Origin of the sequence: Duganella sp. FT27W (assembly GCF_009295655.1) — a bacterium.
GTDB lineage: Bacteria > Pseudomonadota > Gammaproteobacteria > Burkholderiales > Burkholderiaceae_D > Rugamonas > Rugamonas zoogloeoides.
On sequence record NZ_WHIV01000006.1, the window covers coordinates 291,374 to 311,688 of the forward strand.

Annotated in this window: 17 protein-coding genes; 13 read left to right on the plus strand and 4 right to left on the minus strand. The window is 63.1% G+C overall.

Annotated elements, in window-relative coordinates; translation table 11 throughout:
• Positions 1 to 35: 35 nt before the first annotated feature.
• Positions 36 to 2,195, plus strand: a complete 2,160-nt coding sequence (locus F8197_RS26980; RefSeq protein WP_152885013.1) for a S46 family peptidase — start codon at positions 36 to 38, stop codon at positions 2,193 to 2,195.
• A 72-nt stretch (positions 2,196 to 2,267) separates the two neighbouring features.
• Here the strand turns inward: F8197_RS26980 and F8197_RS29225 are convergent, their stop codons facing one another.
• Entirely contained in the window at positions 2,268 to 3,002 is a 735-nt protein-coding gene (locus F8197_RS29225; RefSeq protein ID WP_152885015.1) for a GAF domain-containing protein, read from the minus strand.
• 147 nt (positions 3,003 to 3,149) lie between these two features.
• On the opposite strand from F8197_RS29225, the gene F8197_RS29310 reads away from it, so the two are divergent.
• A complete protein-coding gene (locus tag F8197_RS29310) occupies positions 3,150 to 4,793 on the plus strand; it encodes a methyl-accepting chemotaxis protein (protein WP_152885017.1) in 1,644 nt (547 codons plus the stop codon).
• Positions 4,794 to 4,926: 133 nt separating this feature from the next.
• A complete protein-coding gene (locus F8197_RS26995; RefSeq protein WP_152885019.1) occupies positions 4,927 to 5,493 on the plus strand; it encodes an NADPH-dependent FMN reductase in 567 nt (188 codons plus the stop codon).
• 108 nt (positions 5,494 to 5,601) lie between these two features.
• Here F8197_RS26995 and F8197_RS27000 read toward each other — a convergent pair whose 3' ends face one another.
• A complete protein-coding gene (locus tag F8197_RS27000; RefSeq protein WP_152885021.1) occupies positions 5,602 to 6,303 on the minus strand; it encodes a hypothetical protein in 702 nt (233 codons plus the stop codon).
• Between F8197_RS27000 and F8197_RS28695 the strand changes: the two genes are divergently transcribed.
• The 4 genes from F8197_RS28695 to F8197_RS27015 all read left to right on the plus strand — a co-directional run bounded on the left by F8197_RS28695 (position 6,293) and on the right by F8197_RS27015 (position 10,874).
• On the plus strand, positions 6,293 to 6,439 hold the full coding sequence (locus F8197_RS28695; RefSeq protein ID WP_193333582.1) for a hypothetical protein: 147 nt from the start codon (positions 6,293 to 6,295) through the stop codon (positions 6,437 to 6,439). The two genes, F8197_RS27000 and F8197_RS28695, sit on opposite strands and share 11 nt — an antisense overlap.
• Before the next feature lie 86 nt (positions 6,440 to 6,525).
• Positions 6,526 to 8,214 carry a M14 family zinc carboxypeptidase gene (locus F8197_RS27005; RefSeq protein WP_152885022.1) on the plus strand — a complete coding sequence of 563 codons (1,689 nt, stop codon included), beginning with the start codon at positions 6,526 to 6,528 and terminating at the stop codon, positions 8,212 to 8,214.
• A 92-nt stretch (positions 8,215 to 8,306) separates the two neighbouring features.
• The gene (locus F8197_RS27010; protein WP_152885024.1) at positions 8,307 to 10,454 is read left to right on the plus strand and encodes an FUSC family membrane protein; all 2,148 of its coding nucleotides are present in this window, start codon (positions 8,307 to 8,309) and stop codon (positions 10,452 to 10,454) included.
• Between the two features lie 177 nt (positions 10,455 to 10,631).
• Entirely contained in the window at positions 10,632 to 10,874 is a 243-nt protein-coding gene (locus F8197_RS27015; protein WP_019923614.1) for a hypothetical protein, read from the plus strand.
• Between the two features lie 319 nt (positions 10,875 to 11,193).
• Here the strand turns inward: F8197_RS27015 and F8197_RS27020 are convergent, their stop codons facing one another.
• The gene (locus tag F8197_RS27020) at positions 11,194 to 12,672 is read right to left on the minus strand and encodes an APC family permease (RefSeq protein WP_373996996.1); all 1,479 of its coding nucleotides are present in this window, start codon (positions 12,670 to 12,672) and stop codon (positions 11,194 to 11,196) included.
• A 237-nt stretch (positions 12,673 to 12,909) separates the two neighbouring features.
• On the opposite strand from F8197_RS27020, the gene F8197_RS28700 reads away from it, so the two are divergent.
• From F8197_RS28700 to F8197_RS27045, 6 genes are all read left to right on the plus strand, one after another.
• Positions 12,910 to 13,050 (plus strand): hypothetical protein, encoded by a 141-nt coding sequence (locus F8197_RS28700; RefSeq protein ID WP_019923611.1) that lies wholly within the window; start codon positions 12,910 to 12,912, stop codon positions 13,048 to 13,050.
• Positions 13,051 to 13,194: 144 nt separating this feature from the next.
• Complete coding sequence (locus F8197_RS27025; RefSeq protein ID WP_373996997.1) at positions 13,195 to 13,704, plus strand: sigma-70 family RNA polymerase sigma factor; 510 nt, start codon at positions 13,195 to 13,197, stop codon at positions 13,702 to 13,704.
• Between the two features lie 69 nt (positions 13,705 to 13,773).
• The gene (locus F8197_RS27030) at positions 13,774 to 14,829 is read left to right on the plus strand and encodes a FecR family protein (RefSeq protein WP_152885026.1); all 1,056 of its coding nucleotides are present in this window, start codon (positions 13,774 to 13,776) and stop codon (positions 14,827 to 14,829) included.
• Between the two features lie 87 nt (positions 14,830 to 14,916).
• Positions 14,917 to 17,352 carry a TonB-dependent receptor gene (locus F8197_RS27035; protein WP_152885028.1) on the plus strand — a complete coding sequence of 812 codons (2,436 nt, stop codon included), beginning with the start codon at positions 14,917 to 14,919 and terminating at the stop codon, positions 17,350 to 17,352.
• A 22-nt stretch (positions 17,353 to 17,374) separates the two neighbouring features.
• A complete protein-coding gene (locus F8197_RS27040; RefSeq protein WP_152885029.1) occupies positions 17,375 to 18,931 on the plus strand; it encodes a PepSY domain-containing protein in 1,557 nt (518 codons plus the stop codon).
• Positions 18,928 to 19,230 (plus strand): iron transporter, encoded by a 303-nt coding sequence (locus F8197_RS27045; RefSeq protein WP_152885031.1) that lies wholly within the window; start codon positions 18,928 to 18,930, stop codon positions 19,228 to 19,230. The genes F8197_RS27040 and F8197_RS27045 overlap by 4 nt, the downstream gene beginning before the upstream one ends.
• Positions 19,231 to 19,237: 7 nt before the next feature.
• Here the strand turns inward: F8197_RS27045 and F8197_RS27050 are convergent, their stop codons facing one another.
• On the minus strand, positions 19,238 to 20,275 hold the full coding sequence (locus tag F8197_RS27050) for a succinylglutamate desuccinylase (RefSeq protein ID WP_152885143.1): 1,038 nt from the start codon (positions 20,273 to 20,275) through the stop codon (positions 19,238 to 19,240).
• Positions 20,276 to 20,315 lie beyond the last annotated feature (40 nt).

The following is a 20,315-nucleotide window of genomic DNA, read 5'->3' on the forward strand; positions in this document are numbered from 1 at the left end:
TCCCAATCACCACTTTGGAAAACGATATATAACAAATGCATAAGACACTGATCGCGCTCGCCATCCTGAGCACAACCGCTGCCGCCCACGCCGACGAAGGCATGTGGATGCCACAACAGCTGCCACAAGTAGCCAAACAACTGAAAGCGGCCGGCCTGTCGCTCGACCCTGCCTCGCTGACCAAGCTGACCGAGTTCCCGATGGGCGCCATCGTCAGCCTGGGCGGCTGCTCGGCGTCGTTCGTCTCGCCGCAAGGCCTGGTCGCCACCAACCACCACTGCGTGTATGGCAGCGTGGCCCACAACTCCACGCCCGAGCGCGATTTGCTGGCCAACGGCTTCCTGGCCAAGACCCTGGGCGAAGAACTGCCGGCCGCCCCTGGCAGCCGCATCTTCGTGACCAAGGCGGTCACCGATGTCAGCAAGCAGGTGATCACTGCCGACGTGGCCAAGTTGAACGGCAAGGCCCGCCTCGACGCGATCGAGAAAAACACCAAGACCATCCAGGCCGAGTGCGAAAAAGACGCCGGCCACCGCTGCACCGTGTCGTCGTTCTACGGCGGCCTCGAGTTTTACCTGATCAAGCAACTGGAAATCCGCGACGTGCGCCTGGTGCACGCGCCGCCTGCCGGCGTCGGCAAATTCGGTGGCGACACCGACAACTGGATGTGGCCGCGCCACACCGGCGACTACGGTTTTTACCGTGCATATGTCAGCAAGGACGGCAAGGCTGCCGACTTCAGCAAGGATAACGTGCCGTACGTGCCGCAGCACTTCCTGAAACTGGCCAAGCAAGGCGTGAAGGAAGGCGACTTCGTCATGGTGCTGGGCTACCCGGGCCGCACCAACCGCCACCGCCTGCCATCGGAAGTGGCTTACACGTTCGACTGGAGCTACCCGGCCTTCGTGAAATCGTCGGGCGAGAACCTGGCGATCATTGCCGAGACCACCAAGGACAACAAGGACACCGCGCTCAAGTACGCATCGCAAGTGGCCAGCATCAACAACTACTACAAGAACCGCCAGGGCATGCTGGACTCGTACGCCGGCAGCGACATGCTGGCCCGCAAGACCGCCGAGCATGAAGCGCTGAAACAGTGGATCAACGCCAACGCCGCCCGCAAGCAGGAATTCGGCGCCGACATCGCGGCCGTGGAACAGCTGATTGCCGAGCGCGACGCCGACACCAAGCGCGACTACTTCCTGTCGTCGTCGAAACCGCGCCTGCTCAACACCGCGCGCATGTTGTACCGCCTGGCCAACGAAAACGCCAAGCCGGACACCGAGCGCAAGTCCGGCTACCAGGTCCGCGACGTGCCACGCATCAAGTCGAGCGTGGCCGCACTGGTGCGCAACTACGACGAAACCGTCGACAAGGCACTGGTGATGAACAGCCTGGTGAAGTACGCCGCCCAACCGGCCGCCCAGCGCAACGCCGCCTTCGACCAGGTTGTCGGCATCAAGGACGGCATGAGCCGCGCCGACCTGCAAGCGGCACTCGACAAGCTGTACGCCGGCAGCAAGCTCGGCGACGCGGCCGTGCGCACCGCCTGGATCGACAAGCAGCCGGCCGACTTCAAGGCCAGCGACGACAGCTTCATCAAGGCTGCCGTGGCACTGTACGGCCCGGACCTGAAAGAGGAAGAGCAGGAAGAAGACCTGGGCGGCAAGCTGCAGCAAGCCTATGCCAACTACATGAAGGCAAAAATCGCCTACATGAACAGCAAGGGCCAGGCCGTGTACCCGGACGCCAACAGCACCCTGCGCGTGACCTTCGGCAAGATCGCCGGTCGCAAGCCCGGTTCCGACGGCACCGACTGGAAAGCGTTCACCACCGTCGCCGGCGTGGTCGCCAAGGCCACCGGCACCGGCGAGTTCAACGCGCCGAAAGCGCAACTGGACGCAATCAAGGCCAAGGACTTTGGCAAGTACGTCGATCCGGCGCTGAAAACCGTGCCGGTCAACTACCTGGCCACGCTGGACATCACCGGCGGCAACTCCGGTTCGGCAGCGCTCAACAGCAAAGGTGAATTCATCGGCCTGGCCTTCGACGGCACGCTCGATTCGATCATCTCGGACTGGGACTTCAACAAGGCCATGACGCGCTCGATCCAGGTCGACCTGCGCTACATGCTTTGGAACATGAAACACGTGGACCACGCCGACAATCTGCTCAAGGAAATGAACGCCGAATAAGCGTTTATCCCGGCAAATCTAAACCACGCCCCGGCAACGCGGCGTGGTTTTTTTATGTGGGCTGATGTGGCCTTAACGCTGCTGGCGGACGCCGAGCTCACGGCGCGCGATGTCGCCAAGCTCGCGCAAGGCGCGCGCCTGCTGGCCGGTCAGGCGACGCGGCTCGGTATCGATCACGCACAGCGAACCGAGCTTGAAACCGTCGGCGTCAATCAGCGGCACACCAGCGTAAAAGCGAATATGCGGAGCGCCGGTCACCAGCGCGTTGTCGCGAAACCGCGCGTCGTCGAGCGTATCGGTGACAAAGAAAATGTCGTCCTGGGCAATCGTGTAGTTGCAGAAGGCCCAGTCACGCGGGGTGTCTTTCATCGTCACGCCCTGGCGCGATAAAAACAGTTGCTGCGATTGCGTCAGCAACGTCAGCAAGGCAATTGGCGCCGTGGTGACGGTGGCCGCCAGCCAGGTCAACGGGTCGAATATCGGTCCGGTCTCGCGTTCTCGTAATCCCGAGCGCTCCACCGCCGCCAGCCGCTGCACTTCGGCGGGGCTCAGCACATCGCCGTTCAGTGGTGCGACGTCGGCCAGGCCCGCATCATGTGCGAGGCGCTGTTGCAAGCGCTGCACCGACGACAGGTGCACGCGGCGATGCCCGCCCGGTGTTTTCCACGACGGCAGATTGCCGTTTTCCATCCACAACTGTGCTGTCGAGATTGAAATGCCCAACAGGGCCGCCACGCCCTTGCTGGTCAGGATGGATTGCGGATCGCTATCGGCCGCTGTTTCGGGAGAAGGAAGTCTGTTGACCATGCCGGACTGTAACGCAATCGATGTGGCTGAACAAGGACCAGACTTCCGTCAAAATGCTAAATTCAATAGAAAAATACGATGAATTCAAATTATGATGCTATAGTGCAACTCTAATTAACCTAGTACCATGAATTCTTGAGGCAATCGATGCTGTCAAATATCAAAATTAAACATCTGGTCATCGCCGCACTGGCAGCACTCATGGCCGTCATCGTGCTCATCGGCAGCTACGGCATTTATGCCGCCGACCGCTCGGTCGCCCTGATCAACGATGTCACGCTGGCCGACCAGGCCCGGTCCGGCGAACGCAATGCCATCCGGCTCGACATGGAAACCAACCGCAGCCAGATCCTGCAGGCGCTGCAACACAACACCGAATTCGAATGGGCCAAGCTGCACGACCACGAGCTGGGCGTGCACTGGGGCGTGATCGACGCGGCCAGCCAGCGCATCAATGACCGCTGGCAGCGTTATATCGGCAGCATCGACAACGCCGAACAGAAACGCCTGGCGCAGGAGTGGTACCGCGCCAGCGACGGCCTGGGCGTGGCCCACATTGCCGCTGCCGTCGCCGCCATCCGGAATGGCGACTGGGACGATGCCGAGCTGGTACTCATCAAGAAGATCAATCCCACTTACCGCATCGGCGACGTGGCATTGGCCGCGCTGGAGAAGTTCAGCGGCGCGCACGCCGACGCCAATCACGCTCTCGTCCAGGACAGCCTGGCCACCATGCGCTACAGCACCATTGCTGCATTGGTCCTCGGTGCTGCGCTGGCGCTGGCTGTCGGCTACTTGCTGATCAAGTCCATCGCCCAGCCCCTGCAACAGGCGATGGCGATTGCCGGGCGGGTCGCGGCCGGCGACCTGCGTGGCAGCGCCACCGCACATAGCACCAACGAAATCGGCACCTTGCTGACCGCGCTCGACACGATGAAAGGCAACCTGGCCAGCATCGTGGCCGAAGTACGCGGCAGCACCACCCACATGGCCAGCGCGTCCGCGCAGATTGCGGCCGGCAACCAGGACCTGTCGCAGCGCTCGGCTGAACAGGCGGCGTCGCTGGAAGAAACCTCGTCGTCGATGGAAGAAATGACGGCCACCGTCAAACAGAATGCCGACAGTGCGCGCCAGGCCAATACGTTGGCGCTCTCGGCCTCCGAAATCGCCGTCAAGGGCGGCGTGCTGGTGGCGCAGGTGGTTGAAACCATGGGATCGATCAGCGCGTCGTCGAACAAGATTGCCGACATTATCAGCGTCATCAACGGCATCGCGTTCCAGACCAATATCCTGGCGCTCAATGCGGCAGTGGAAGCGGCGCGCGCCGGCGAACAGGGCCGGGGCTTTGCGGTGGTGGCGTCCGAAGTGCGCAACCTGGCACAACGCTCGGCAGCCGCAGCGCAAGAAATCAAGGCGCTGATCGAGGACTCAGTGCAAAAAGTGGGCAGCGGCGCCAAGCTGGTGGACCAAACTGGTGCAACCATGCAGGAAATCGTGGGCAGCGTGCAACGCGTCACCGGCATCATGGGCGAGATCACCGACGCCAGTCAGGAACAGGCCATCGGCCTCGACCAGATCCGCGCGGCCATCGTGCAAATGGACGGCCTCACCCAGCAGAACATGGCCCTGGTCGAGGAAGCAAGCGCCGCTGCCGACTCCCTGCATGAACAGGCGCAAGGGCTGGACACTGTGGTCAGCGTGTTTCAACTCGACAACGTGAAGCAGGCGCCTGCAGCCGCTCGTCAGAGCGTACCACGGCTCTCATCAGGGCTGCAATTGCGGTATGCCTGAGAGGGTTACGAACGCCACCTGAGGGCACGCCAGCGGTCCCTCCCAAAAGGCTGGCGCGCGCCCTGTGGCGGCGGGGATCGGTTACAGTAAGTAGTCGTTTATTCCCCCATTGTCCAACCCCACAGGAGATTCCATGTCCGCCAAGAAAATCGCTGTCATCATCGGCAGTCTGCGTAAAGAGTCGATCAACCGCAAGTTTGCCCACGAGGTCATCGCGCTGGCGCCCGAGTCGCTGAGCCTGGAGATCGTCGAGATTGGCGAACTGGCCATTTATAACCAGGACCTCGAAGAAAACGGTGCAGTGGCTCCGCAGGCGTGGACCCAGTTCCGCGACCGCGTCAAGGAATACGATGGCGTGCTGTTCTTTACTCCGGAATACAACCGCTCCACCACCGCCGCGCTGAAAAATGCGCTCGACGTCGGTTCGCGCCCTTATGGCAGCAGCGTATGGAGCGGCAAGCCGGCCGGCGTGGTCAGCGTCACCCCGGGGGCGCCCGGCGGCTTCGGCGCCAACCACAGCGTACGGCAGTCGCTGGTGTTCCTCGACATGCCGGTGCTGCAACAACCGGAAATGTACATCGGCAACGCCACCAAGCTGCTCGGCGACGACGGCAAGGTCAGCAACGAAGATACCAGGAAATTCCTGAAGAAATTCATCGACACGTATGCGGCATGGGTCGAGACCAACGCCAAAAAATAAATCGCACTGCGCTCGCAGCGATACGCGTCCCTGACCGCCTGGGGCCGCCACTCGTAGACGGTGCAACCGGAAAGCTGGCGCCCCCGGTTGGCGCTGCGGGGGTGACAGCTAGCGGCGCACGGCAGTAAAGGCGTAACCGCCGGGGGGCAATGCCGCTGGAACCAGACTGGAGCGCAGGGGCAGCAATTGCAGCCCCTGCTGCGCCGGCAACAGCGCCAGGTCGGCGCCCGGCAGGCGGTCGGGCAAGGCGCGTAATTCTTCGTCCGCCAGCGGCGTGCAACCGAGATACACGCGGTACGACGCCCTGCCATGGCCCAGTTCCAGCATGAAACCGGCCACGTGCGCCGTCCCCGGCTGACCGGGCATGGCGGTGACGCGCAGCGATGTTTTGCCCTTGCGCAGGTACAGCGCATCCCAGGTGTGCAGCGGATACCAGCGCGGCCCCTGCCCGTCTGGCGGCGGCACGGCCAGATGGCCGCCCACCTCCGGCAACACCACGCCCAGTCCGTGCAGCGGCGCCAGCGGCGCCAGGCCGCCGTAGCGCCCGTGGCTGGCCGGCGTCAGCACCAGCAAATCGGCGGCCGGCCAGTGCCTTACCGCCTCAGCGCTGTAGGCGTCGGCATCGGCGCTCACCGCCAGGATCGTCAGCCCCTGGTACCGGATCAGCGCCAGCCCGTTGCCGGCCAGCGCCACCCGGCCCTGCTGCGACGGCGTGTACTGGCCGGCCTTGAGCTGCACCGAGTAGCGCGGTCCGATTTGCGCCAGCACCGCCCGGCATGCCAGCGCCAGCAACACCACGATGACCAGCATCGTCACCCCAGACCTGTTCCGCATAGCCGCCTCCCGCGTCGATGAGCATGGCGCCAGTACATCATCGACGGCCGATATTTTCCTTGCAGCAACGCAACTGCAGCGCCGCAACCGCTCAAAAAACGGGCAGCAATGATACAATTGCTGCCCTTGAAACGTGCCGGCAAGCTCACAAGGCACACCGCACGCACCTCCACCATGCACCCTGAGAACCAGACCGCCATGCACCCAGAAATGCCGACACCCTACGAACAGGGCAATCAGAACCAGACCACCTTGCACAGCGAATGCATCGCCTTCTACGAGCAGCTGGCGCAGCGCTTTCCGCAAGTGCTGCGTTTTGAACAGATCGGCACGTCCGATGGCGGCATCCCGATCCACGCCGGCGTGGTCAGCGCCGACGGCGTGTTCGACCGTCACCTGATCAAGGCGCAAGGCCGCCCGGTCTTCTTCAACAACAACGGCATCCACCCCGGCGAACCCGAAGGTGTCGACGCCTGCATGGCCATCGTGCGCGACCTGTGTTTCGATGACGACAAGCTGGCGGCACTGGGCACCACCGTGCTGCTGTTCGTGCCGCTGTACAACGTCGATGGCGCGCTGAACCGCGCCAATACCTCGCGCGTGAACCAGGACGGCCCGGAGCAGTTCGGCTTCCGTGGCAACAGCCGCCACCTGGACCTGAACCGCGACTTCATCAAGTGCGACACCCTCAACGCCCAGCTGTTCAACCAGCTGGTCAGCACCTGGGATCCGGACGTGATGGTCGATACCCACACGTCCAACGGCGCCGACTACCCGTACACGATGACTCTGATCCACACCCAGGCCGACAAGCTCGGCTACGGTCTGGGTCCGTTCCTGCGCCAGACCATGCTGCCGCACATCTACGAGCAGATGGCAGCGAAGGGCTGGCCCACCTGCCCGTACGTGAACCCGGTGCAGGACACGCCCGACGATGGCATCGCCGAATTCCTCGAAGTGCCGCGTTTTTCCACCGGCTTCGCGGCCCTGCACCACGTGATCGGCTTCATGCCGGAAACGCACATGCTCAAGCCATTCAAGGACCGCTACGAATCGATGCGCGCGCTGCTCGACGTGACCATGGCTTTTACGACCACCCACGGCAAGCAGATCATCGAATTGCGCGCCGACGCCCGCGAGCAAGCCGCCAACGCCACTGAATTTACCGTGAACTGGAAGATGGACGAGTCCAATCCAACGACCTTCCGCTTCCAGGGCTATGCCGCCAAGCGCAGCCCCAGCCTGCTGGGTGACTATCAGCGCCTGTCGTACGACCGCACCCAGCCGTGGGAAAAGGACATCGCCTACTACAACAGCTTTGTGCCGGCCGCCACCGTGCGTGCGCCCAAGGGCTACATCGTGCCGCAAGCGTGGCGCGAAGCGATCGAGCGCCTGAAGTGGAACGGCGTGGAAATGGCGCCATTCGACGAGGCTGCCACCATCGAGGCGCAGTACTATCACATCGTCTCGGTCACCTCGCGCCCGAACGCCTACGAAGGACATATGTACCACGACGCGGTCGAGCTCGAAGCGCGCACGGGCAGCTTCACGGTGCAGGCCGGTGACTGGTTCATTCCGCTCAAGCAGCACAACGCGCGCTACGCGGTGGAAACGCTCGAACCCCTGGGCCACGATTCCTTCTTCCGCTGGGGCTTTTTCAACAGCGTGCTCGAGAAGAAAGAGGCATACTCGGACTATGTGTTCGAAGACCTGGCGCTGGAGATGCTGGGCGCTGAGCCTGAACTGAAAGCGAAGTTCGACGCGTGGAAAGCGGCCAACCCGGCGCTGCTGTCGCAACAGGATGCGGTACTGGGCTTTATCTTCGAACACGGCCAGCGCCACGCCGAGCCGGAATGGCGCCGTTACCCGGTGTTATCGGTCTTCTAAGGTTTTAGACAATCTGAGTTCTTCGGATGCACGCAGCGGCGATCCCGCCGCGTGCATCTTGTCGCTTGTTTCGCTGCCCACAAGGTCACCGCATGCACTACGCACTCAACCTGCGCACGTTTTTCTACAGCCACTATTTTTACCTGGGGCTGCGTTTTGCCGCCGGCCTGGTCGGCGTCACCCTGATCTCGCTGCAATTTACCGACCTGCACACGGCAATGACCGTGTGTATCGGCGCGCTGTGCACGGCGCTGATGGACATGCCCAGCCCGCTGCGCCACAAGTTCAACGAGATGAGCGCGTCGGTGCTGCTGTGCAGCTTCGTGACGTTGTTGATCAGCCTGTGCGCGCCGCTGCACTGGCTCCTGATGACCATGCTGGTCCTGATCAGCTTTTTCGCCTGCATGATGGTGGTGTACGGCAAAAAGTCGATGCCGCTGCAACTGGCCACGCTGTTCATCATGACCATGTCGATGGAACACTCGATGACGGCCACCCAGTCCTTCATCCACACCGCCTGGTTTACCTCGGGCGCGGTGGCTTACCTGGCGTATGCGATGGGGATTTCGTGGATCTTGCGCCACCGCATCAAGCAGCAGGTGCTGGCCGAAGCGCTGTTCGAGTTGGCCCATTACATCGACATCAAGGCCGATTTCTATGACACCCGCTTCAACCTCAACGAGCAGTTCAACAAGCTGGTGCGCCAGCAAAGCGTGCTGGCCGACCGCCAGCAGGCCTCGCGCGACCTGATCCTGCGCGCCCACCTGAACGCCAAGGACGCCATCGTGGTGCAAACCCACGTGTGCATGCTCGACCTGTACGAACTGGTGCTGTCCACCCACACCGATTACGCCCAGCTGCGCCTGCACCTGGCCGACTCGCCGGTCATGAAAACCCTGCACGACCTGGCCTGGAAGTGCGCACGCGATATCGAATCGGTGGCCTACGACGTCACCCGCAAGAAAGCCTCTTACCCCGAAATTACCTACGGCCCGGAACTCGACGCCATCGAAGCGGAACTGGCGGCCCTGCAGGCGCGCATCGCCGCCGGCAAACCGGAGCAGGAAGCGCTGGCGGTGCTGCGCGCGCAGCGCAACAAAATCCGCGCCATCATCAAGATGATCGGCGAACTGCACCAGGCCAGCCAGAAGGCCTACGCGACCACGCCGTTCTGGGTCGATGCCGACATGGGCCCATTCCTGTCGCAGCAGAAATACGAACTGCGCATGATCCTGTCGCACCTGCGGCTCGACTCGCCGATCTTCCGCTTCTCGCTGCGCGTGGCCATGGCGATCTCGGTAGGGCTGGCCGTGGCGGCGCTGCTGCCGTACGCGGCGCACAGTTACTGGATCGTGCTGACCATCGTCATCATCCTGAAACCGAGCTTCAGCATGACCAAGCAGCGCAGAACTGACCGCATCATCGGCACCATCATCGGCTGCGTGATCACGGCAGTGGTGCTGCACCTGATTAACAGCATGGCGGTGATCCTCGGCATGCTGGTACTGGCCACGGTGGCCACGCCCACGTTTATTTACCTGCGCTACCGGTATGCGGCAGTGGCGGTGTCGATCATGATCCTGCTGCAAATGCATTTGATTGCACCCGGGAATAACGACCTGATCATGGAGCGGCTGGTCGATACCTTTATTGGCGCGGCCGTGGCCACCGCCTTCAGCTTTGTGCTGGCCAACTGGGAATACCAGAGCGTGCCCCGGCTGGTGCGCGGCGTGCTGGAAGTCAACCTGCGCTATATGCAGGCCAGCTTCGACCTGCTGCAGGGTAAAGGCAAGGACGATTTTGCCTACCGCATCGAGCGCAAGCGCCTGATGGACAGCCTGGCGGCGCTCAGCTCGGCGCTGGTACGCATGTTGGACGAGCCGGCCAGCAAGCGCCGCGCGGTTGAAGATATCAATTTGTTCATCGTGCAGAATTACCTGCTGGTGGCGCATGTGGCTGCCCTGCGCGCCATCCTGCGCCGCCACGTGGTCGAGTTGCCAACCGAACCGGTCAACGCCATGCTCGGCATCAGCCACGAGCAGGTGATGCGCACCCTGAGCCAGGCGCTCGATCCGCAAGCTGCTTATATCCAGGCGCAACCAGCGCTGGAAACAGCGCCCTCGGCGGACGCCGTGCCGTGGTCGGGCTGGCCGCTGGTACAGCGCCGTATCCGCCTGCTGCAGGCCGATGCCGTGAAAATTATCGGCTACAGCCAGACAGTCCTGCGCAATATTGCCTGACTAATAAAGTTGCAGTTCCAAGGCCAGGCTTATCAGCTTTCTGAATACCATACCGTGTGGCAACACCATAGTGTTATATGGTTTGCGTATCGCATGCATCACAAAATGAAAGTATATTTATTTCTCGGAGAGGCGCATACTGCACTGCATCAAACAGACATTCTCAAGGAGCAGCACATGACTACCACCGTTTTCAACTACCACACCAACGTTACCGACTTCGCCAGCGACGTTACCAACGCAGTGCGCAAGTTGTTCGTCGCGGTGTTCGTCAAGAAGCCAGTTGCCGTTGCCGAGCAAATCGCTGCTGAACAAAGCACCGAAGAAACCATCTGGTGGCTGAGCAGCACCGCCAACGAAGTAGCCGCGCACTCGCCTAGCCTGGCGTCGGAACTGCGTTACGCCGCAGCCCGCGCTTAAGTTGTCCTGATCCCTGTTTGAATCACTGAATTCTAGGAGAAATAACATGCTGACCATCATCGAAAACCTGCCAGTTGCCGTTGCCTTGACCGCCGTTGCCCTGCGTCTTTACCTCGGCTCCAAGCCAAACGACGCAAAATAAGAGCGCATAACAACACCTCCATGGCTTCGTTGCAGCTCCTCGCCGTACATTCGTACTGTCTTCGTCGCTGCGCCTTGCCCTGAAGGTGTTGTTAAGCGCTCCGGCGTCACAAACAAAATGGCAAAAGCCCCGGCCGCGTGAGCGGACCGGGGCTTTTTAACGTCCGGGTTTGGCTGTCTATGCCTTGTTCAACTTTGAATTGCGCATGCCGTACAAGAAATAAGTAATGACAGCCGCCGACATCCAGATCGCAAAGATCGTGTACGTGGTCAGCGACAGGCCGAACATCAGATACAAGCAGGCGCTGATGCTCAGTCCCGGCACCAGGTAAGGGCCGAACGGCACGCGGAAACCGGCGGTCGGGTTGGCGCGCTGCTTGTAGCGCAGTACCGGCACCGCCAGCGACACCACGATGAACGCGGTCAAAGTGCCCATGCTGACCATGTCCCACAGGAAGGTCGCATCGACAAAGCCAGCCACCAGTCCCACCACCAGGCTGACGATCAGGGTGTTTTGCACCGGCGATGCCGTGCGCGGATTCACTTTCTGGAACGTCTTGGAAATCAGACCGTCCTTGGAAATCGCGTACAGGATGCGGGTCTGGCCGTAAATCGTTACCAGGGTCACGCTGAAGACCGAAATCACCGCGCCGGCCGCCAGCACCAGCGCTGGCCACTTCTGGCCGGTGACGTTCTGCAAAATCACCGCCAGGCCCGCTTCCTGGCCGGCAAACATCGACGCCGGCTGCGCGCCCATGGCCGCAAACGCCACCAACATATAAAACACGGTAACGATTGCCAGCGCCGACAAGATGCCGATCGGCACGTTGCGGGTGGGATTGCGCACTTCTTCGCCGGCGGTGGCCACCGTGTCGAGGCCGATAAACGAGAAGAACACGGTGGCGGCAGCGGCAGTCACCCCGGCCATGCCGGTGTAGTGGACGCCATTGTCCGGGCTGAAGAACGGGTGGAAGTTATTGATATCGAAACCCGAGAACGCGATCACGATAAAGAACACCAGAATCGCCAGCTTGATCAGCACCATGATGGCATTGGTGGTGGCCGATTCCTTGGTGCCACGGATCAGCAACACGCAGCATAAGATCACCAGCAGGATCGGCGGCAGGTTGATATGACCGGGACGCAACTCGATGCCATGGCTGGCCGTGGCCACGATCATGGGTGAGCGCAGCATTTCCGGGATATGCCAACCGAACGCATTATTAAGGAAGTTGTTCAGGTAGTCGGACCAGCCAATCGCCGTGGCGCTGGCCGCCAATCCATACTCGAGCAGCAGGCAGGCGGCCATAATAAAGGCCAAAAACTCTCCCACCGTGGCATACGCGAACGAATACGACGAGCCCGACGCGGGAATGCGGAACGACAATTCGGCATAGCACAGCGCCGTCAGGCCGGCGGTAATGGCCGCGATCAGGAACGACAACACTACCGACGGGCCTGCCTTGGGCACGGCCTCGACCATCGTGAAGAAAATGCCGGTGCCGATGGTGGCGCCGACGCCGATCATGGTCAGCGGAAACAATCCCATTGAGCGATGCAGGCGGTTGCCGGAAGGCGCTTGATCGGCGCTGACATGCTCGACAGGTGGAGCGACCGGCTTGGTACGGGTCAGCTTCTGGACCAGCGTTTGATTCACAGTGATTCCTTGTGGGAGATATGTTCGGGCAAAAAAACTAAGCGATTATAGGCCTTTACGCCTTCCCTAAAGAAAGTTCTTGTGTGTGATCTATACAACTTAAATAAAGTGCTAACAATGCTAATGTCGTTACAGTTACTTACTTTTGATACAGCCAGGATGTAGATCGGGATCGATACGCGCGCTACTCTTGGTACAAGTTTGATACTTATATAAGACATCCAGGAGATTCGTGTTATGCCGGTTAAAAAAATTCATTCCCATATTCCTACCGTCTCGCGCCGCGTCCACCCTGCCGTCGGCGTTGCTGCCGCTCTGCTGGGCTTTGTCGCCACGCTTGCCGCCGTCCTCATCGTGCGCGGCCAGGGAAGCAACTAACAAGTTACTGCTGACCAGCCGGAAGCCAGGCTGTAAAATTGGGCCGGTCGGGATAAGAAGGGGTATCCCGGACACCCAGGGTCAGCCAAAGCAGTCCAAGCCAGCCTGTGACGGGAGCCGTCGTCCCCTTGGCTTTGGACCTATGTGGTAACACGCTACTACCGAGAACTGCTCAATTTCCTGTCGCGCGCGGTGAACAACCGCGAGGCTGCCGCCGACCTGGCGCAGGAGAGCTATGCGCGCGTGCTCGCCATGCAGCAGGACGGTGTGACCATTGCCGAACCGCGCGCCCTGCTCTACCGCACCGCGCGCAACCTCATGATCGACCAGCACCGGCGCGACACGGTGCGCGGCGTCTCCGCTGAACCAGATCACTACGCCAACGACTTCGAGGTGCTCGATACGCTGGCGGCCCCCGCCGCCCTCGAACCCGAAACTGCCGCCATGTCCGCCCAGGGCGTGCAGGCGATGCTGGCCGTGATCGGCGAGCTGCCGCTGCGCTGCCGCGAAGCCTTCATCCTGCACAAATTCGACGGCCTGTCGCAAGCGGCCGTGGCGCAGCAGATGGGGATTTCGGTGACGATGGTCGAGCGCCACATCAAGCACGCCATGCAGGCGTGCCGCCGCTGCGCGGAAAGTCCACCGCATGAATAAATTGTTCGCCGCCCGGGGTTGGGCTGGCGCCGACTCGCGCGTCTACATCCATATCCCCATGACACCGCCATGAACCCAAGCCCGTCATACCCCGCTCACGCAAGCGACGTCGATCAACAGGCGCTGGACTGGTTCGCCCGCCGCCAGCGCGCGTTCACGGCCGCCGAGGAAGCCGCGTTTCACGCCTGGCTGCAAGCCGATCCGGCCCACCGCGCGGCCTTGGACCGCTGGCACGGCGACTGGCGCCAGCTCGACGAGTTGCCCGCCGATGGCGTGGCCCAGCTGCGGCGGCAGCTGGCGGCGGACCTGGCGGCGGAGCAGCGCAGCAGTGTTCCGGTATCAAAAGGCCGGCGCGACTGGCTGGCCGGCCTGGCGGCGATGGCGCCGCGTGCTGCGCTGGCGACAGTTGCCCTGTCGGCAACTGGCGGCGGCTTCCTGGCCTGGAACCGCTGGCAACAGCAACCGCTTTACGCGGGCAACTTCCGCACCCAGCGCGGCCAGCAGCAGGACGTGACCCTGCCCGACGGCAGCATGCTGCGGCTCGATACCGACACCCGCATCGCCGTGGCCCTGTACCGCGAGCGGCGCGAGGTGCGCCTGCTGGGCGGCCAGGCCGTGTTCCACGTCCAGGGCGACCCGGCGCGCCCGTTCGAGGTGCTGGCGGGCGCCGTGCGCGTCACCGTGGTGGGCACGCGGTTCTCGGTGCGCCACACGCCGGAAATTCCCGGCGCCGAGGAGATCCGGGTGCAGGTCGAGGAAGGCCGCGTGCGCGTGACCGGCGGCGCCGGCTCGCCAGTGATGGAACTGCGCGCCGGCCAGCGTATCGCTGCCGATGCCGATGGCCAGTTGGGCTTGATCGGCCGGGTGGCGGAAGCGGGCATCGCGCCGTGGCGGGACGGGCGCATCACGTTCGATAATACGCCGCTGGCGCAGGTACTGGCGGAATTTGGCCGTTACGGCAGCACCGGCCTGCAGGTGCGCGATGCCGAAGTCGCCGCCTTGCGCGTGACCGGCACGTTCGATCCGCAACGGCTGGAGAACTTCCGCCGCGTGCTGCCGCGCGTGCTGCCGGTGGCGCTGCGGCGCGACGGCGCGGTGACCGAAATCGTCGCCAATGACAAATAACTGAAAAATATTTTGCTGCGGGGGTTGGGGTTCCGTTACACCATGCGTCTACATGAGAAGGATTCTTATTCAACCTCTGGAGATCGCATGTCCCGTTTCAGCTTTCAACCTGCGCCGCTGGCGTTAGCCATTGCCCTGGCATTTGCCACCACCGGCGCTTACGCCCAATCTGCGCCGTCGCCAGCGGCGGCAGTCGCGGTCGAGATCCGTATCGGCGCCCAGCCGCTGGCGCCCGCGCTCGACGCCCTGGCGCGCCAGACCCGGCTCGAGCTGATGGTGCAGCCGACGCTGGTGGCCGGCAAAACCGCGCCGGCCGTCAACGGCCGCATGACCGCGCGCGACGCATTGCACATCCTGCTCACCGGCAGCGGGCTGGCAGCCGATATCGACGGCACCGTGGTCACCATTCGTCCCCAGCGCCGCGACGACGCGGCCGTGCAAACGCTGGGAGCGGTGTCGGTCACCGCCCAGGCCAGCCCCACCACCGAGGGCACCGGCTCGTACACCACGCGCGCGGTCAGCATCGGCAAGGGCGAGCAGGCGCTGAAGGACATTCCGCAATCGATCAGCGTGGTCACGCGCCAGCTGCTCGACGAGCAGGCGCTGACTACCGTGTACGACACCCTGGCCAGCACCACCGGCGTCACCATCCAGCAAAGCCCGCAAGGCGGCAAATACATCTACTCGCGCGGGTTCGATTTGACCACCGTGCAGTACGACGGCGTGCCGCTCAATCGCGGCATGTACGGACGCGCCAGCAATCTCAATGCCGGCACCGCCGTCTATGACCGGGTGGAAGTGCTGCGCGGCGCGGCCGGCCTGCTGCAAGGCGCCGGCAATCCCGGTGGCGCGGTAAACCTGGTACGCAAGCGCCCCCTGGCCACCGACGCCACCAGCGTGGTGGCCAAGGCCGGCTCGTGGGACAACTACGGCGTCCAGCTTGACGCCAGCCGCGTACTGAGCGACGACGGCAAGGTGCGCGCGCGCGTGGTGGCCGATTACGAAGACAAAAAATCGTTCATCGACTACGCCGACCGCCGCAGCCCCACCCTGTTTGCCACGCTCGAAGCCGATCTGTCGCCGCAAACCACGGTGAACTTCGCGCTCAGTTCCGAGGAAGTGAAAGGCCGCCCGTTCCTCAACGGCCTGCCGCGCTACAACAATGGCCGCGACCTCGAGCTGCCACGCTCCACTTTTCTTGGCGCCACCTGGAACCGCCAGGACAACAGCAACCGCGGCGCGTTCGCCGACCTGACCCACTATTTCAACGACGACTGGACGCTGAAAGTCAGCACCGCCTATGTCGAGGAAAAGAACGACATGAAGTACGCCGGCTCTGGCGTGGCGATCAACCCGACCACCAATCGCGGTGCGCTGCGCGCCTCGAACACCATCGCCAAGAACAAGCTCTCGGGCGTGGATGCCAACATCACCGGCAAGTTCGACGCGCTGGGCCGTCGTCACGAAGTGGTGGCCGGCGTGACGTACTCGTACGCCGAAGCGCGCACCATCTACGGCGTGAGCAGCAACTACTACACCTACGACATCAACAACTTCAATCCCGATTTCCCGGAACCGTCCGACGATTTCATTTATCAAACCACGCGCGAGGCGCGGGTAGGCAAGTCGCGTGACATCGGCGCTTACACCGCCGTGCGCCTGCAACTGGCCGGCCCGCTCAAGCTGGTCATCGGCGGCCGGGTGGGCTGGTCGCGCACTGTGTGGGACACGGTCACCACCGGTCGCGCGCCGTCGGTATCGACCACCAACCAGGGCGAACACGCCAAGCTGGCGCCGTACGCTGGCCTGATCTATGCAATCAGCCCGACCTGGAACGCCTACGCCAGCTACGCCGACATCTTCTCGCCGCAATACGAGCAAAAGGAATCGGGCGAAGCCTTGAAACCGCTGGTAGGCGCCAACTACGAGGCAGGCGTGAAGGGCGAGCTGCTGGGCGGCCGTTTGAACACGTCGCTGGCGCTGTTCCGCGTGGTGCAGAAAAACCGCGCGCAGGAAGACTTCAGCACCAGCCCCACCTGCCGCAGCGACTACTACTGCTACACCGACACCGGCAAGGTGCGCAGCCAGGGCATCGATGCGGAAGCGAGCGGCGAACTGCTGAAAAACTGGAACATCTTCGCCGGCTACACCTTCAACCGCACCAAGTACCTGGAAGACGTCAACAGCGGCGGCCTGGCCTTCAACAGCTTCACGCCCAAGCACATGCTGCGCCTGTGGACCACGTACCAGCCTGACGGCGCGCTGCGCGACGTCACCGTGGGCGGCGGCGTCAATACCCAGAGCATGAGCTACCGCACCATCGGCGCGCAGTCGGCAGTGGTCAGCGGCCGCGCGGTGTGGAACTCGATGATCAAGTACCAGATCAACCCGCGCTGGTCGGCCACCGTCAACTTCAACAATATGTTCGACAAGCGCTATTACAGCACCCTGTCGAGCTTTGTGAACGCCAACTACTACGGCGATCCGCGCAACGTGATGCTGACCCTGCGCGGCAGCTTCTGATCGTCGCGGAGTTCAGTGCGTGATGAAAGACGGTTTCCGTCAACAGATGTCATGGCTGCACACCTGGTGCGGCCTGACGGCGGGCTGGGTGCTGTGCGCGATTTTCCTCACCGGGACGCTGGCGGTCTTCCGCCAGCCGATCACGCAGTGGATGGAAGCACGGCCGGTGGTGCAGGACGCTGCGGCCGGCGACCGCGCGGCCGTGCTGCGCGCGGCCACCACGCACCTGGCGGCCAACGCCGGCAAGGCGCGCTTCTGGCGCATCGAACTGCCGGGAGAGAACGGCGGCCCGGTCCTGCTGGTGTGGCAAGGCGGCGGCCCGGTCGCGCTGAACCCGGTCACCGGCGCGCCCCTCACGGGTGAACAAGCAGCGAGCCGCAAGACCGAGGGTGGACGCCACTTCATGTCGTTCCACTACATGCTGCAGGCCGATACGCCCGGCTACTGGCTGGTGGGCTGGGCCTCGATGTGCATGCTGGTGGCGCTGGTCACCGGCGTGGTCGTCCACAAGCGCATCTTCAAGGACTTCTTCACGTTCCGGCCCGGCAAAGGCCAGAGATCATGGCTCGACGCCCACAACGCCACGGCGGTACTGGCGCTGCCATTCCTGTTCATGATCGTCTATACCGGGCTGACGTTTTTCTACACCAGCTACATGCTCTGGCCGCTGCAAGCGGTGTACGGCCAGGATGGCTACCAGCGTTACCAGCTTGAGCTCGATGGCAAGCAAGCCTCTGTACGCCGGCCACGCGGCGGCGCGCCGGCGGCGATGCAGGACCTGGCGCTGCTGGTGCCGCAGGCGGAAAGCCTGATGGCCCGTCCCGCGCGGCGCGTGCTGGTCGAGCAGCCGGGCCGCGCCGGCATGGTGGTGCGCGTATTTGGCCCCGCCGACGACCACCGCGCCGCGACCATTGCCAATACCTTGTCGAGCGTGGCATTCGACGGCGTGACTGGCGCCGTGATCGAAGTGAAGGCGCCGAAGGTGGATCAGCCGACCACCAGCGCCGACGTCCACGAAGTTTTAAAGGCACTGCACCTGGTGCGCTTTGGCGGCTGGAGCATGAAGTGGTTGTACTTCATCAGCGGCCTGCTCGGAACGGCGATGATGGCGACCGGCACCATCCTGTTTTGCGTCAAGCGCCGCAAGAAGAGCGAACAGGAATTCGGCCGCGCCACCGCCGGCGTGTATCGCGTGATCGAAGCGCTCAACGTGGCGGCGATTGCCGGCATCGCGCTGGCCTGCATCGGCTACTTCTACGCCAACCGCTTGCTGCCGGTCGAATGGAGCGACCGCGCGTTGTGGGAAATCCGCGCCTTCCTGTGGCTGTGGCTGGCGACCTTGCTGCACGCGCTGGTGCGCCCCTTCATGCGCGCCTGGGTCGAGCAACTGGCGGCCGGCGCGGTGCTGTGCTTGCTGCTGCCGCTGTTGAACTATCTGACCACCGGCCAGCACCTGTTGGCGTATGCAACGGCTGGCGACTGGCAGCGCGCTGGCGTGGAGCTGGTGGCGCTGGGGTTCGGCGTGATGCTGGCGGTGATGGCGCGGCGCGTGCAGCAGGTTCGGAAAGGGAAACCATGAGCGCGAAAACGACTGGCGTAAGTGCACGCTATCGCTGGCAAGTGGCAGGAAGGTTCGTGCTGGCGGGGGTGGGAGGCTACGGGCTGACGGCACTGCTGTCGACGGTGCTGGCCTTGGCGCTGCCATGGCTACCGGACGTATCGCGCGCCGAGGGCGTATTGATCGCCAGCCTGCTCAGTTTTACGTTTTACACGCTGTATGTGTTGTGGGTGTTTGCTACCCGCAGTGCATGGCGGGTGTGGTGGGCGACTGTGCTGGCCTGCGCGCTGTTGTACGGCGCGCAGGTGCTGCTCAGTTAAACCTGCATCAGGCTACTCGCACCACCATCAACCCTGCCCGTAACCCCACCCGCACATCGGGATTGGGAAACACCACAAGCTCTTCCGGATGCTGCACCGTGTAGACAGTGTCGCCGTCGCGGGCAATCTCTTCGCCCTGTTTCATGGCCGTAAAGTTGTGGGTTTCCTTGCCGAAGGCCATGCGGAAGTTGTCGCTGAGCTTGATGATCTGGCGCGCCGTATTGAAGATGTGCGGTTGGCGTCCTTCGCCCGACGTGGACGCGCCGCGCAGCAGGTCGTCCAATGCCTGCGACGCGTCGGCAAATTGCGCCAGATCGTTCTGGCCCAGCGTGCCGATGCGACCCAGTTCCACCGTGGTGCCGGCAGCGCCGTGGTGCTCGGCCGAGTAGTAGCTGTACGTGCCCACCGACGCCGGATTCATGATCACCGCGCCAATGCCGGCCGCACCGAGCCAGTCGAGCAGCGCGCGGCGCGGTTGCTCGGCGATGATCTCGGGGACGATGGCAAAGGTCGGATAGACCGATGGGCGGATCGCCGTGTGCAGGTCCAGGTGCCAGCGCACTGGTCCCGCGTCTCCGAAGAAATCGGTGGTGGCGGCGATCAGCTGGTCGGCGCGCGCTGCTTCGGCGGTGCCGGCCAGCGTACCGCGCTCGGCGCGGAACATGCGATTGAGATCAGCGTCGATGAAGCGCTTGCCGGGCCGGATGGCGCCGATATTGCCCACGCAAAGCATCAGGTTCACTGCCAGCTTGTCCGCCTCGCGCGACAGGGCGTCGAGCAGGTACGCGACCATTTCGATCGGTCCTGTCTCGTCGCCGTGCACGCCGACTGAAATCAGCAGCGCTGGCCGTTCCCCGGAGTTACCCTCCGTCTTGATGGTCAGGATGCCGTCGGCCGGCTGCGCCACCGCGAAGCCGGCGGCGCCGAAGCGCTGCGCAACCGCGCTGAAATCGGCTTGCGCCAGCGCGCGTACCGGCTCTGGCAAGGCAGCTGGCACGGCCGCTGCTGTGCTAGCTGCCGCCAATGCCGGCGAAGTTGCCGGCATTGCGCCAGGGCTGGTGCCTGGTTGCGCCGCCGGCGCTGGC